The following is a 13,862-nucleotide window of genomic DNA, read 5'->3' on the forward strand; positions in this document are numbered from 1 at the left end:
TCACAGCCCGACGCGGGCGGGCGGCGCCCCGGACGCCGCAGCCCGGCGCCTGAGCAGACGTGCCGCCTCCGCCGCGGCCAGCACCGCGAGCACCGTCACGGCCGCGTGCACCGGCCAGTCGCCGAAGCGGACGTACAGCGTGCTGCCGTGGGCCGTCGGCACCTCGTACACGCGGGCCGCACTCGCCGAGGTGGGCAGCCAGGCGCCCGCGCGCTCCCCGTCCGGGCCGTACACCGCGGACACCCCGGTCAGTGTCGCGTGCACCATCGGACGGCCGGTCTCCGCGGCCCTCAGCGCGGCGAGCGACGCGTGCTGTTCGGGTGCCCAGCTGTGCTGGAAGGTCGACGTCGAGGACTGTGCGAGGAGCAACCGCGCGCCGTCCCGCGTCAGGCTGCGCGTCATGTCGGGGAACGCCGACTCGAAGCAGACCAGCGGCCCGATCCGCAGCTCCCGGTTTCCGTGCCGTACGTCCATGACGACCTGGCGCGTGCCCCGCATCCGGTCCTCGCCCGCCGCCTTGCCGACCGATGTCGCCCAGCCGAGCAGTGAGCGTGCGGGCACGTACTCGCCGAAGGGGACGAGCCGCATCTTGTCGTAGCGCTCACCGGTCGGACCGTCGGGGCCGACCAGCACCGAGCTCTTGTATATGCCCCGGCTCCGTGTGCCGGTACCGGAGGCCGGGCGGCGCGCGTCCACGTTGACCAGGACGTCCGCGCCGACGGTCCGGGAGAGCGCCGCGATCCGGCGGGCGAGGTCGGGGCGCTCGGCCAGGTCGAAGCCGACGCTGCTCTCGCCCCACACCACCAAGTCGACGTCCCGCCCGGCCAGTTGACGGGTCAGGGCCTCCTCGCGGTCGAACCGGCGCACACCGCTGTCGTCGCCGCCGATCACGCCGGGCTGCACCACGGCGATGCGGAGCTGCCCGTCGGTCTGCGGGCGCGGGGCCCACGCCCAGGCCGCACCGGTGACGGTGACGGTCGCGACGAGCCCGGCCACCGCGGGGGCCCGCGCCCCGCGCGCGACGACAAGGACCGTGATCCCGGTGTTCACGGTCACCACGAGCAGGCTCACCAGCCACACGCCGCCCACCGAGGCGAGCCGCAGCGTCGGCGTGACCTGCCACTGGCTGGAGCCGAGCAACCCCCACGGCCCGCCCAACCCCTGCCAGGAACGGACCAGTTCGACCATCAGCCAGCCCGACGGGACGGCCACGAGCGCGGCCGTCGCCCGGCCCGGCGTCGGCGCACCGTGCAGCAGCCTGCGCAGCAGCACGCCCCAGGGCGCCCACAGCGCACCGAGCAGCGCCGCTATCAGGACGGTGAAGACGTGCAGGCTCGGCAGCAGCCAGTGGTGCGCCGCCAGCATGAACCCGAGGCCGCCGAGCCAGCCGTCGAGCGCCGCGCGGCGAGCCGTGCCCGCCGAGCGCGCCAGCAGCATCCATGGCACCAGCGCGACGTACGCGAACCACCACCACGACGGCGCGGGGAACGCGAGCGCGGGCAGGGCGCCCGCGAGGAGTGCCGCGCCACCGCGCCACCGGAACGACGAACCGAGCCGCTGCCGCCACCGCTCCATGGGCCCGCGCCTCCCTGTGCGTACGACCTTCGATGTCCCCCGTCGCGTGCCCTCAGTGTGCGCCCCGGAAACGATCAACGACAGTGGGTGCCGGGCGGGGTGGGGAGGCGGTCACGCGCCGGCGGCGGCCCGCTCCGGGGTGCGCCGCCACTTCTCGTGGACGGTCACCCGGTGCAGCCGCCAGCCGCTGTCCGTACGCACGAGTCCGAAGGCGTACCGGCCGCCGCACACGAAGTCCGGTGCGGTGCCGTCGCCGGCGAAGCGCATGGGATTGATGTAGTCGGCCTGGACCTGGGCCGTGTCGCCGATGTCCCGGTCGACGGAGTGGAACCGCACCAGCCGGTTCACGATCAGGTGCTGCCGCATCGGGAACAGCTCCATGGTGGACGTCAGCCAGCGCGCGATCTCCTCCGCGCTGCCCTCCACGCCGCCGGCGTCCCGGTAGTCGGCGCGGCCGTCCGGTGCGAACAGCGCGCGGTACGCCGTCCAGTCGCCGTCGTCCACGGCCACCGCGTACCCGGTCACCAACTCGTCGACCGCGAGACGGTCCAGGACCGTCGCCAGTTCCACACGCTGCGTCATCGGCCAAGTGTCGAGCCCCCGGTGCGTCCAGCCAAGGGGCGTGCGCCATGCGGATTCACGCGGGTAGCATCCGGCCATCGGTGAACCGGTCATCGCACCGCAGTCAACTCACGTCAGTATGGGGGTAGTTGATGAAGAACGACGATCGCAGGGCCGCGTACGGGAAGCAGACGGCCCGCAAGGAACTGACACCGCGCCAGAGGCGTCGCATCGCCAAGAAGGCGGGCCAGGGCAAGGCCTGACCCCGAGGGGCGGAAATCCCCGGGGCGGCCGTACGCGTCGCTGTTACGGTCGCCCCATGTCAACAGATTCGAACACCTCGACGTCTCCGCACCCGGGGCCGGTCACCGCCGACGACGTGACGCGGGCCGTCGAACTCGCCGTGACCGCGCTGCGCCCCGCGCTCGACGCCGACTGGGACGTCCCGGCGGGATCGTTGGAGTGGACGTGCTGGGAGACGGGGGAGCACCTCGCCGACGACCTGTTCTGGTACGCGGCCAAGATCGGTTCGCCGCGGCCCTCGACGGACGAGAGGGAACCCTTCGGCGGGTCACGGCGCCGCCCCGAGGGGCCCCGGAACACCATCACCGCCGAACCGGCCGTCGGACCGGCCGGGCTGCTCCAGGTGATCGAGGGCTGCGGCGGCCTGCTCGCCGCCGTCACGCGGGTGACGCCGGCGACCGCGCGCGCCCACCACGTCTTCGGGATCAGCGACCCCGAGGGCTTCGCCGCGATGGGTGTCGTCGAGACGCTGCTGCACGCCCACGACCTGGCGCGAGGGCTCGGCGTGGACTTCGCGGCGCCCGCCGGCCTCTGCGCCCGTACGCTGCACCGCCTCTTCCCGGACGCCCCCGACGGCGTCGAACCCTGGCCGGCCCTGCTGTGGCTGACCGGTCGTGGTGATCTCCCCGGGCGCGAGCGCGTCGGGAAGTGGCGCTGGTACGGTGCCCCTCGCGCGACATGATCACCGTCCGGGAGGACCCTTTGACCCGCCCTCACATCCCCCGCCGAACCACCCTGGTCACCGGTGGCAGCCGAGGCATCGGCGCCGCCACCGCGCTGCGGCTGGCCCGCGACGGGCACGACATCGCGCTCTCCTACGTCCACGACAAGGGCGCGGCGGACCGGGTCGCCGAAGCCGTGGTCGCCACCGGCGTCCGCTGCGTCGTCCTGCGCGCGGACACGTCCCAAGAGGCTGACGTCGAGCGGATGTTCGACGAGGCGGTGGACCGTCTCGGCCCGCTCACCGGCCTGGTGAACAACGCGGGTGTCACCTCCGCGCTCGGCCCGCTCGCCGAGGCGAGCACCGAGGACCTGCGCCGCGTCGTCGACGTCAACGTCCTCGGTGTCCTGCTGTGCTGCCGCCGCGCCGCCCGGGACATGAGCGCCGCCGGAACGGGCGCCATCGTGAACCTGTCCTCCGCGGCCGCCACCCTCGGCAGCCCCGGCGACTACGTCCACTACGCCGCGTCCAAGGGCGCGGTCGACACGCTCACCCTCGGCCTCGCCAAGGAACTCGGCCCGGCGGGCGTGCGGGTCAACGCGGTGGCGCCGGGCATCATCGACACCGAGATCCACGCGGCGAGCGGCGCACCCGACCGGGCCGCGCAGGCCGCCCCCGGTATTCCGCTGCGCCGCCCCGGCAGCGCGGAGGAGGTCGCCGCGGCGATCGCCTGGCTGCTGTCGGACGATGCCGCGTACACGACGGGCACGGTGGTGAGGGTCGCGGGCGGACGCTGAAGCCGGCTCGCCGCAAGGCGTGACGGACCGGGCGGCGGATCAGGCGGCTTCGTGGAGGCCCTCGGCGCGCACGGCGTCGGCCCACTCCGTCACGAGCAGCGCGTACTGCGCGCGCTGCTCGGTGGAGAGCCGGCCGCCCGCGCGCAGCCACAAGCCCCGGATCTGCTCGTTCACTTCTTCGGCAGACCGCACGGAACCAGGCGTAACAGGCGGCATGTGCCCAGGCTACGTGCACGGCGACCGGAAGGGAACCCTGAGCGAGCACTTGGCTGCGTCAAGTGATCAAGTCCGTAAGGGAGTTGGCGTCCGGGGGTGCGGTCGTGAGAGCGGGCAGCACCGTCGTCGCCAGCAGCGACAGGCGGTCCGCGTCCAGGGAGTCGGGCTCGGCCGTGTAGACCATGACGCGCAATTCGTCGCCCGCGACGGTCAGAATGTCGCAGTCCAGCGTCAGCGGTCCGACCTCGGGGTGATTGACCGTCTTGCGCGCCGCCTCGTGCCGCCCGACAGCCCCGGACTCCCACAGCTCGGCGAACCGGGGGCTGTCCGCCCGCAGTTCGGCGATCAGCTCGCCGAGCCGCGGGTCGGCCGGAAAGCGGCCCGCGGTCGTGCGCAGGTCGAGGACGAGGGCCGCCTCCATCGCGCGCCGGGCCTCGGGGCTCTGCCGCACCCGGCCCGTCGGACCGAGGAACGTCCACCAGGCGCCGTTGCGCCCGTGGCCGCGCCACTCGGGGCGCTCGCCCAGCAAGGCCGTGTACAGCGGGTTCGCCAGGAGCAGCGTCCACGCCGCGTCGAACACCGCGACGGGCGTACCGGACAGCCGCCGCAGCAACCGGTGCACGCTCGGCGTGAGCGTGGCGGGCACCCGGTCGGGGCCGGGCGGCGCCAGACCGGCGAGCCGGAACAGATGCGCCCGCTCGGCCGCGGAGAGCCGCAGCGCACGCGCGAGCGCCTCCACGACCTGGTCCGACGGATGGGTGGCCCGGCCCTGTTCGAGGCGGGTGACGTAGTCGGCCGAGATGCCGGCCAGCAGGGCCAGCTCCTCGCGGCGCAGCCCGGCCGCGCGCCGCTGCCCCGCCGCCGTGAGCCCCACCGACTCGGGCGGGATGCGGTCCCGCCACCGCCGCACCGCGTCCCCAAAGGCCTCGAGGCTCCCGAACTCCGCGCTCACCATGCCCCCACTGTGCACCGAACGGCAGCGATCTTCCTGGTACCGGGAGTCCCAGGAAGACGGGACGGCTGGCTGCGCCGGGGCGCCGGACCGAACCTGGACCCATGACCACGACACTCATCACCGGGGCCAACAAGGGCCTGGGCTTCGAAACCGCCCGCCGTCTCGTCGCCGCCGGGCACACCGTCTACGTCGGCAGCCGCGACGCGGAGCGGGGCCGCCGCGCCGCCGAGGAGCTCGGCGCCCGCCACGTCGTCATCGACGTCACCGACGACGCGTCCGTCGCCGCCGCGGTCCGCGCCATCGACACCGACGGAGGCGGAGTCCTCGACGTCCTCGTCAACAACGCCGGCATCGAGGGCCGCACCGACGGCAACGGCATCGTCGCCCCCGCCGACGAGACCGTCGACACCCTGCGCCCGCTGTTCGAGACGAACCTCTACGGCACGCTGCGCGTCACCCACGCGTTCCTGCCCCTGCTGCGCCGCTCCACCGCCCCCGTCATCGTGAACGTCAGCAGCGGCCTCGGCTCGATGGCCCTGGTCACCGACCCCACGACCCCGGCGTACGGCTACCCCGGCATCGCCTACCCGGCCTCGAAGACCGCGGTGAACATGCTCACGGCGCAGTACGCGAAGGCGTTCCCGGAGATCCGGATCAACTCCGTCGAGCCGGGCTTCACCAAGACCGACCTCAACGGCAACACCGGCGTCCAGACCGTGGAGCAGGGCGCGGAGATCATCGTCCGGATGGCCCAGGTCCCGCCCGACGGACCGACGGGCGGGTACTTCGACGCCCGGGGCCCCGTGGCCTGGTGACGGCTCAGCCGGCGGACTCGGCGGCATGCGGGCTCAGCACACCCATGCTGACCAGCACGAACAGGGCGATGCCCAGCGCGATCCGGTAGTAGACGAACGGCATGAAGCTCTTGCTGGAGATGTACTTCATGAGCCACGAGATCACCGCGTAGCCCACGCCGAAGGCGATCACCGTCGCGAAGATCGTCGGGCCCCACGCGACGTGACCGCCCTCGGTCGCGTCCTTGAGCTCGAAGACACCGGAGGCGAGCACCGCGGGAATGGCGAGGAGGAACGAGTAGCGGGCGGCCGACTCGCGGGTGTACCCGAGGAAGAGACCGCCGCTGATCGTGGCGCCGGACCGGGAGACGCCGGGGATCAGGGCCATCGCCTGGCAGACGCCGTAGATCAGGCCGTCCTTGACGGAGAGGTCCTTGAGCTCCTTGCGGGTGCGGATGGCCCGGTGCCGGCCGCCCGTCTCGTCCCGTGCCGCGAGGCGGTCGGCGACGCCGAGGACGACGCCCATCACGATGAGCGTCGTCGCCGTCAGCCGCAGATCGCGGAACGGGCCCTCGATCTGGTCCTTGAGCGTCACACCGAGCACGCCGATCGGGATCGAGCCCACGATCACGAGCCAGCCCATCTGGGCGTCGTGGTCGCCGCGCATGGTCCTGTCGGTCAGCGAGCGGAACCACGCGGAGATGATCCGCGCGATGTCCTTGCGGAAGAAGATCACCACCGCGGTCTCCGTGCCGAGCTGGGTGATCGCCGTGAAGGCGGCGCCCGGGTCGCTCCAGCCCGCGAAGGCGGCGGTGAGGCGGAGGTGGGCGCTCGACGAGATCGGAAGGAACTCCGTCAGCCCCTGGACGAGTCCGAGAATGAATGATTCGAACCAAGACATGGGGAGATTCGCGATCCAGGGTGCGGGCGGAACCGGCCGCGAACGCGGTCCGGGCAGAGGTCTGCGCGCCCCCGGGAGAGGAACCCCGGGGCGCGTGCGTGGGCAGCGTAGCGCCCGAAAGTGACGGGCTTGCGACAGGGTCCGCCTGAGAGGGCCCGCCTGACATGTCCTGCGGCACGGCTTCTACGGTCCGGCCTCCCGCTGGGCCGCCAGGAGCGCGTCCCCGGCCGGGGCGCGGTAGTACAGCACCGAGCGCCCCGCGCGGCGGCGCCGTACGAGACCGGCGTCGAGCAGCACCTTCAGATGGCGGCCGACCGAGCCGAGGCCCTGGCCGGTGAGGGCCACCAGCTGGGTTGTCGTCAGCGGATGGCCGAGGAGGACGAGGACCTGGGCGCGGGCGGGCCCGATCAGCGCGGCGAGCCCCGAGGGCGGCGCCGCCCGGCCCGCGTCGGCGAGGGCGCCCGCGCACGGGTACACCACGGCGTACCGGTCGGCGGCCGCTTCCCAGGAGAACCAGCCCTGCTGCGGGGTGACGGGGACGAACAGCAGCGCGGACCCGGAGAGGTCGCGCGGCGGATAATCGTGCGCGTTGATCCGCAGCCGCCCGTCCCCGAGCCAGCGCATGGCGGGACGCATGCCGCCGAACGCCGCCGTCCAGCCGCCGACGGTCAACTGCCGGGTACGGGCGACGACATCGGCCTCGATGACGCGGCGCCGCCGTGCCCACTGCGGCCGTACCGTCTCCCGCCACACCCACTCCAAAAGCGCGGCGGTGCGCTCCGCGAGGTCGTCGGCGCGGACCAGGGCGGCGGGCAGCGGACCGGGGGAGGAGACCGCGAGATCGGCGCGTACGGCCTGCGGTGGTGTGGCGCGGATCCGGCCGAGGCCGTCGTCCAGGTCGAGGTCAAGAAGGCCGGCCGGCGTGGGCGTGACGAAGTCGGCGGTCCACGTCGCCCCGAACGCGGCGTCCACCAGCAGCGCCGTCAGCGGGTCCGCGGCGAGGCGCGCACGGTAGGCGGGCAGGTGGGTGTCCAGCCACTGCCGTTCGCCGGGGTGGGCGGCGGTGGGATCCGCCAGCTTCTTCAGGCTCGCGGTGGTCTCGGCCAGCGACGAGACCACGAAGCGACTGCCCGCGAGCGTGTCCGCGTCGACCTGCCAGACGCCCATGGGCACCCCCTTCGCCGCACCGATCCTTTCGCCGGTCCGCGAAACAATAACGCCCGCCGCGCGCGGCCCCGCAGCCTCCTTCCATGCGCACTTACCGGGACCTGTTCACCACACCCGAGTACCCGCGGTTCTTCCTGGCCTGCTCGCTCCAGACCGCCGCCCAGACGGTCGCGGCCCTCGCCCTCGGTTCGCTCGTCTACGCCTCGACCGGGTCGGCGCTGCTCTCCGCGCTCGCCATGTTCGGCCCCGCGCTGGCCCAGGTCGTGGGCGCGTTCACGCTGTTGTCGGCGGCGGACCGGCTGCCGCCGCGCGCGGCCCTCGCCGGACTCCCGCTGTTCCTGGGCCTCGCCACCGCCGCGCAGGCCGCGCCGGGTCTGCCCACGGCGGCCGCGCTCACCCTCGTCCTGGCCCAGGGCGTCCCCGCGGCCCTCGGCGGCGGCGTCCGCTACGGCCTGCTCACCGACATCCTCGACCGCGACGGCTACCTGCTGGGCCGCTCGGTCCTGAACATGAGCACGGGCACCTGCCAGATCCTCGGGTACGCGCTCGGCGGCGTCCTGGTCCAGGCCCTGTCGCCGCGCGGCACGCTGCTGATCGCCGCGGGCCTGTACGGCCTGTCGGCGGCCGTCGCCCGCTTCGGACTGACCCGGCGCCCGGCGCGGGCCACCGGCCGCCCGTCGGTCGCGGAGACGCTGCGCGGCAACGCGCGTCTGTGGTCGTCGCGGCCGCGCCGGTACGTGTACCTGGCCCTGTGGGTGCCGAACGGGCTGATCGTCGGCTGCGAGGCCCTGTTCGTCCCCTACGACCCCCGGCACGCGGGTCTGCTGCTGGCGAGCGCCGCTCTCGGCATGCTCGCCGGGGACGTCCTCGCGGGACGCTTCCTGCCACCCCGCTGGCGGGCCCGTCTCGGCGCGCCCCTGCGACTGCTGCTGGCCACGCCGTACCTGGTGTTCGCGGTGCGGCCCGGCCTGCCGGTCGCCGCCGTCGCGGTGGCGCTCGCCTCGGTCGGGTTCGCGGCGAGCCTGCTGCTGCAGGAGCGCCTCGTGGCGCTGACCCCGGAGGAACTGAGCGGGCACGCGCTGGGCTTGCACACCGCGGGGATGCTCTCGGCGCAAGGGGTGGCGGCACTCGTCGCGGGCGCGCTGGCCGAGGCCACGTCGCCGTCGACGGCCATGACGGTCCTGGCGGCCGTCTCCCTGGCCGTCACGCTCGCGCTGGCGCCCGGTCTGCGCCCGCTGGATCGCCCGGCGCCGCGGCCGGTCGCTCCGTGAAGCCCGTGCCGGGAGCGGCGTCCCGGAGTGGATCAACCCCCTCCGCCCTGTTGACCCCCGTCGCCCCGCCCGCTTAGCGTCGACGGAGGGGAAAGCGCTTGCTATACGGCGCCGCCCCTTCGCGTCAGGTCCCGTCACCGCACCCCGATGGAGTGTTGATCGCGCCCATGCGCAGCGCACCCGCACCGACTCGCTCCGGCCCCCGTACCCACCGCCTCAAGGCCGCCGTCATCGGCACCGGCGGCATCGCCCGCGGCAGTCACCTGCCGGCCCTCCAGCAGCTCGCCGCCGAGGGGGAACTGGACGTCGTCGCGGCTGTCGACATCGACGACGACGCCGTACGCCGGTTCTGCGCGGACGGCGGCGTCCCGCACCCGTACACCGATCTGCGGCGCATGCTCGACGAGCAGCAGCCGGACCTCGTCTCCATCTGCACCCCGCCCACCCTGCACCGCGAACAGACCGTCGCCGCCCTGGAATCCGGCGCCTGGGTCTGGTGCGAGAAGCCGCCCACCCCGTCCCTGGAGGAGTTCGACGCCATCGAGGCGGCCGAGGGGGCGCAGGGCGGCCCGTACGCGGCCATCGTCTTCCAGCACCGGTTCGGCTCGGGCGCCCGGCACGTGCGTGACCTGCTCGCCAAGGGGGAGGTGGGGCGCCCGCTCGTCGCCCACTGCCAGACCACCTGGCACCGGGACACCGCCTACTACTCCGTGCCCTGGCGCGGCCGTTGGGCCACCGAGGGCGGCGGCCCCGCCATGGGGCACGGGATTCATCAGATGGATCTGCTGCTCGACATCCTCGGGCCGTGGTCCGAGGTGCGGGCCATGGCCGGGCGGCTCGTGCACGACGTGGAGACCGAGGACGTGTCGACCGCGCTCGTGCGCTTCGAGAGCGGCGCCCTGGCCACCGTCGTCAACAGCGTCCTCAGCCCCGACGAGGTCAGCCGCATCCGTATCGACTGCGAACGCGCCACCCTGGAACTGACCCATCTGTACGGCTACGGGAACGCCGACTGGACCGTCACCCCGGCGCGCGACGTGCCCGATGAACTGGCCGCATCCTGGCGGGACTTCGGCACCGACGTGCCCAGCTCCCACCTCGCCCAGCTGCGCGAACTCGTCGCCTCCCTGCGCGCGGGCGAGCGGCCGCGCAGCAGCGGGCCCGACGGGCGCACCAGCCTGGAACTGATCTCCGCGCTGTACAAGTCCGCGTTCGCCGACGTCACCGTCCGGGCCGGCGAGATCGGCCCGGGCGACCCGTACTACACAGCCCTGCACGGCGGCGCCCCCGGCTGGGCGCCCACCCAGGAGGCCGGTACCCATGAGTGAACCCCTGCGCGTCGTGCACACCCACGGCGACCGGATCACCGTCACCGAACCCACCACAGGCGTCGACCTGTTCGCCTACGTCTACCGGCCCGAAGCGGCATGGGAGGCCCCGAAGCCGTACCTCCACCCGATCAGGACGCTGAGCGGCGACGTCGTCACCGACTACCGGCCCAACGACCACCGCTGGCACAAGGGCCTCCAGATGACCGCCTCGCACCTCTCGGGCCAGAACCTGTGGGGAGGCAACTGCTACGTCCACGGCGAGGGTTACCAGGCGCTGCCCGAGCGGGTCGGTTCCATGGCCCACGTCGGTTTCGACACGGTCGGCGCTGACGAGGGCGGGCTGATCATCGCCGAGCGCCTGACCTGGCACCCGTACGACGGCGAGCTGTGGGCCGAGGAGTCGCGCCGCATCGAGGTGCGCGACGTCGACCCGGCCGCCGGCTCCTACGCGCTGACCTGGACCAGCGCCGTCACCAACCGCCGCGCCGAGCCCCTGCGGTTCGGCAGCCCCACCACCCATGGCCGTGAACTCGCGGGCTACACCGGGCTGTTCTGGCGCGGCCCGCGCGGCTTCCGCGGCGGCCGCGTCCAGACGGCCGACGCCGAGGGGCCCGGGATCATGGGGACGCAGGCGCCCTGGCTCGCGTACAGCGCGGAGCACGACGGGGCCGACGGGCACGCCACCCTCGTCTTCGAACACGCGCCGGAGAACGACCACTTGGGGGAGCGGGGCGCCCATCCGGCGCACTGGTTCGTGCGCAACGACCCGTTCGCCGCGGTGGCACCCTCCTTCGCCTACTACGACGAACTGGTCCTGGAGCCCGGCGCCACCCTCACCCGCCGCTACCGCGTCGTCGTCGCCGACGGGGCGTGGGAGCGCGACGAGATCGGCAAGTACCTCGCGGAGCACCCGTGGTGAGCTTCGGGGGGCTGCCCGGCGGTGTCGCCGTCTCCCATCTGTCGGTGTACGACTGGCCCGCCGCCGACGGGCTGTGCGGCGGCACCCCGCACATGCATCTGACCTGCACGGAGGGGTACGTCGTCACCGCGGGGAGTGGCGCCGTCCAGACGTTCACCGCCTCCGGTTTCGAGCAGACACCGCTGGAGGCGGGCACCGTCGCCTGGTTCACGCCGGGCACGATCCACCGGCTCGTCAACGAGGACGGTGGCCTGCGCATCGTCGTCCTGATGCAGAACAGCGGGCTGCCGGAGGCGGGCGACGCCGTGCTCACGCTGCCGCCCGCGTACCTGACCGACCCCGACACGTACGCCGCCGCCACGGCCATTCCCGCCGACGCCCCCGAGGCGGAGCAGGAGCGGGTGGCACGGGCCCGGCGCGACCTCGCGATCGAGGGGTACCTGCGGCTGCGCGAGGAGCCGAAGGAGCTCGCGGCCTTCCACGAGGCGGCAGCCGCTCTCGTACACCACCGGCTCGACGCGTGGCGTACCCGGTGGGAGCAGGGGGCCGCCGCCGCGTCCGCCGCGACCGGGCACCAGCTCGACCGGCTCGTGGACGGGGACGCCGGGCATCTCGCCGACGCCGCGGTGCGGTCCCAAAGGCCTTCCGCGCGCGGGAAGTTCGGGATGTGCGGCCGGTTGGACGTGTACCGGACCGACTGAGTCCTGCCGAGAGGTGCGCCGCGCGGTCCGCGCGGCGTGCCCTACGCCTTGTCCCGCAGCTTGTGGCGCTTCAGCCACGCCACCAGCGCGCCCGCCACGCCTGTGACCGCGATGAAGCCCATCGCGATCAGGAACACCGGGGACGTCGGGGTCGACGCACGCGCGCCCGCCACCACGTAGGCCGCCGTGTTCGGGATCGACCCCAGCGCTGTGGCGAGCAGGAACGCGGGCCAGCTCATGCGGGAGATCGACGCGCAGTAGTTGGCCGCCCAGAACGGGATGCCGGGGAAGAGGCGGGCCGCCAGCATCGAGCGGAAGCCGTGTCTGCTGAGCTGGCCGTCCGCCGCTTTCAGCCAGCGGCCGCGCAGCAGCGGGCGCAGCGCGTCCTGGCCGAGCATCCGGCCCAGGCCGAAGGCGAGGCCCGCGCCGAGCACCGTCCCGCCGATCGCCCCGAGCAGGCCCAGCTGCGAGCCGAAGAGGGCGCCCGCCGCCAGATTGAGGAGCGGGCGCGGGAGGAACGCGACCGTGCACACCCCGTACGCCACCGCGAACAGCACCACCGCGACCGCGCCGCCCACCTCGGACGTCCACCTGCCGGACAGGAACCGCTGCGGTTCGAAGAGCAGCACACACGTCGCGCCCGCGGCCAGCAGCACCACCAGAAGCGAGAGTCTCGACCAAGGCGAGAGCAGTGCTCTGGTGCAGCGCGCGGCGAGGCCGACGGGACGGGCGGCTACGGGTTCGAACATCCGGGGAGACTAACCGACATGCCCATAAGATCGCCGTAGGCTGTGTCTCACTTTTCCGGCGGTTCTTCTCATTTTTCGCCGTGCCGCTCAGCCACGAGGGAGCCCGCGTGCCCGCCACCGTACCGCCGCCCAGCGCGCTCGCCGACACCCTCCTCGCCCGGCTCCCCGTCGTCTACGGCGCCGCCGCGGACCCGGAGCGTGCCGCGGGGATGCGCGCGTACATGAAGGACATCGCCCCCTTCCTCGGACTGGCCTCACCCACACGCAGGGAACTGTCCCGTGAGGTGCTGCAGGGGACACCGCGCCCCACAGAGGCGGACCTCACCGCCGTCGCGCTGCGCTGCTGGGAACTGCCCGAGCGCGAATACGCGTACTTCGCCGTCGACCTGCTGCGCCGGCACGTGCGCCGCCTCTCGTCCGGCTTCCTGCCCGTCGCCCGGCACTTGATCACGACCGTCCCGTGGTGGGACACCGTCGACGCCCTCGCCTCACACGTGGTGGGCGGGCTGGTCGCCGCCGACCCGAAGCTCACCGCCGCCATGGACGCGTGGATCGACGACCCCGACCTGTGGGTGGCCAGGACCGCACTGCTGCACCAGCTCCGCCACAAGGAAGCCACCGACACCGAGCGGCTGTTCGCGTACTGCCTGCGGCAGGCCGCGCATCCCGACTTCTTCATCCGCAAGGCCATCGGCTGGAGTCTGCGCGAGTACGCGAAGACCGACGCCGACGCCGTACGGTCCTTCGTCGCCGTACACCGGGACGTGCTCGCGCCGCTGTCCGTGCGGGAAGCGCTGAAGAACGCAGGCCCCTGACGGGGCGGTGAAAACCATTCGACGCCGCCCGTCCGGTCGGCGATGCTCTGCTCATGTTCCGGCACGCCTTCCCCGCAGCTCCGTCCGCAGTCGCGGACGCTGCCAAGGCTGCCGTCTTCCTCGCAGCAGCCGTCGACGGCGCGCGA

Annotated in this window: 15 protein-coding genes; 8 read left to right on the plus strand and 7 right to left on the minus strand. The window is 73.5% G+C overall.

Annotated elements, in window-relative coordinates; translation table 11 throughout:
- Together lnt and AB0J02_RS16175 are read right to left on the minus strand one after the other, a co-directional pair.
- A complete protein-coding gene (lnt, locus tag AB0J02_RS16170) occupies nt 1-1,575 on the minus strand; it encodes an apolipoprotein N-acyltransferase (RefSeq protein ID WP_363194297.1) in 1,575 nt (524 codons plus the stop codon).
- A gap of 111 nt (nt 1,576-1,686) precedes the next feature.
- Nucleotides 1,687-2,157, minus strand: a complete 471-nt coding sequence (locus AB0J02_RS16175; protein WP_363194298.1) for a nuclear transport factor 2 family protein — start codon at nt 2,155-2,157, stop codon at nt 1,687-1,689.
- 298 nt (nt 2,158-2,455) lie between these two features.
- Between AB0J02_RS16175 and AB0J02_RS16180 the strand changes: the two genes are divergently transcribed.
- Nucleotides 2,456-3,121: a hypothetical protein gene (locus AB0J02_RS16180; RefSeq protein WP_363194299.1), complete on the plus strand. Its 666-nt coding sequence runs from the start codon at nt 2,456-2,458 to the stop codon at nt 3,119-3,121.
- Nucleotides 3,122-3,156: 35 nt separating this feature from the next.
- Entirely contained in the window at nt 3,157-3,897 is a 741-nt protein-coding gene (locus AB0J02_RS16185; RefSeq protein WP_363194552.1) for a glucose 1-dehydrogenase, read from the plus strand.
- Nucleotides 3,898-3,936: 39 nt separating this feature from the next.
- Here the strand turns inward: AB0J02_RS16185 and AB0J02_RS16190 are convergent, their stop codons facing one another.
- Together AB0J02_RS16190 and AB0J02_RS16195 are read right to left on the minus strand one after the other, a co-directional pair.
- The gene (locus AB0J02_RS16190; protein WP_363194571.1) at nt 3,937-4,089 is read right to left on the minus strand and encodes a hypothetical protein; all 153 of its coding nucleotides are present in this window, start codon (nt 4,087-4,089) and stop codon (nt 3,937-3,939) included.
- Nucleotides 4,090-4,171: 82 nt separating this feature from the next.
- Nucleotides 4,172-5,068 carry a helix-turn-helix transcriptional regulator gene (locus tag AB0J02_RS16195; RefSeq protein WP_363194300.1) on the minus strand — a complete coding sequence of 299 codons (897 nt, stop codon included), beginning with the start codon at nt 5,066-5,068 and terminating at the stop codon, nt 4,172-4,174.
- Nucleotides 5,069-5,169: 101 nt separating this feature from the next.
- Between AB0J02_RS16195 and AB0J02_RS16200 the strand changes: the two genes are divergently transcribed.
- Nucleotides 5,170-5,883 (plus strand): SDR family NAD(P)-dependent oxidoreductase, encoded by a 714-nt coding sequence (locus AB0J02_RS16200; protein ID WP_363194301.1) that lies wholly within the window; start codon nt 5,170-5,172, stop codon nt 5,881-5,883.
- 4 nt (nt 5,884-5,887) lie between these two features.
- Here the strand turns inward: AB0J02_RS16200 and AB0J02_RS16205 are convergent, their stop codons facing one another.
- Together AB0J02_RS16205 and AB0J02_RS16210 are read right to left on the minus strand one after the other, a co-directional pair.
- Nucleotides 5,888-6,763 (minus strand): undecaprenyl-diphosphate phosphatase, encoded by an 876-nt coding sequence (locus tag AB0J02_RS16205; RefSeq protein ID WP_363194302.1) that lies wholly within the window; start codon nt 6,761-6,763, stop codon nt 5,888-5,890.
- 183 nt (nt 6,764-6,946) lie between these two features.
- Nucleotides 6,947-7,930, minus strand: a complete 984-nt coding sequence (locus AB0J02_RS16210) for a winged helix-turn-helix domain-containing protein (RefSeq protein ID WP_363194303.1) — start codon at nt 7,928-7,930, stop codon at nt 6,947-6,949.
- 83 nt (nt 7,931-8,013) lie between these two features.
- On the opposite strand from AB0J02_RS16210, the gene AB0J02_RS16215 reads away from it, so the two are divergent.
- The 4 genes from AB0J02_RS16215 to AB0J02_RS16230 all read left to right on the plus strand — a co-directional run bounded on the left by AB0J02_RS16215 (nt 8,014) and on the right by AB0J02_RS16230 (nt 12,152).
- Entirely contained in the window at nt 8,014-9,201 is a 1,188-nt protein-coding gene (locus tag AB0J02_RS16215; protein WP_363194304.1) for an MFS transporter, read from the plus strand.
- Nucleotides 9,202-9,368: 167 nt separating this feature from the next.
- Nucleotides 9,369-10,529 carry a Gfo/Idh/MocA family oxidoreductase gene (locus AB0J02_RS16220; protein WP_363194305.1) on the plus strand — a complete coding sequence of 387 codons (1,161 nt, stop codon included), beginning with the start codon at nt 9,369-9,371 and terminating at the stop codon, nt 10,527-10,529.
- The gene (locus tag AB0J02_RS16225; RefSeq protein WP_363194306.1) at nt 10,522-11,451 is read left to right on the plus strand and encodes a PmoA family protein; all 930 of its coding nucleotides are present in this window, start codon (nt 10,522-10,524) and stop codon (nt 11,449-11,451) included. Before AB0J02_RS16220 ends, AB0J02_RS16225 begins: the two co-directional genes overlap by 8 nt.
- Complete coding sequence (locus AB0J02_RS16230; RefSeq protein ID WP_363194307.1) at nt 11,445-12,152, plus strand: cupin domain-containing protein; 708 nt, start codon at nt 11,445-11,447, stop codon at nt 12,150-12,152. The genes AB0J02_RS16225 and AB0J02_RS16230 overlap by 7 nt, the downstream gene beginning before the upstream one ends.
- A 41-nt stretch (nt 12,153-12,193) precedes the next feature.
- On the opposite strand, the gene AB0J02_RS16235 is transcribed toward AB0J02_RS16230, so the two are convergent.
- Entirely contained in the window at nt 12,194-12,901 is a 708-nt protein-coding gene (locus AB0J02_RS16235) for a TVP38/TMEM64 family protein (protein ID WP_363194308.1), read from the minus strand.
- 107 nt (nt 12,902-13,008) lie between these two features.
- Between AB0J02_RS16235 and AB0J02_RS16240 the strand changes: the two genes are divergently transcribed.
- Nucleotides 13,009-13,716, plus strand: coding sequence for a DNA alkylation repair protein (locus AB0J02_RS16240; protein WP_363194309.1), 708 nt, complete (start codon nt 13,009-13,011; stop codon nt 13,714-13,716).
- The last annotated feature ends 146 nt before the right edge of the window (nt 13,717-13,862 follow it).

Source organism: Streptomyces sp. NPDC050264, from assembly GCF_040655895.1.
GTDB lineage: Bacteria > Actinomycetota > Actinomycetes > Streptomycetales > Streptomycetaceae > Streptomyces.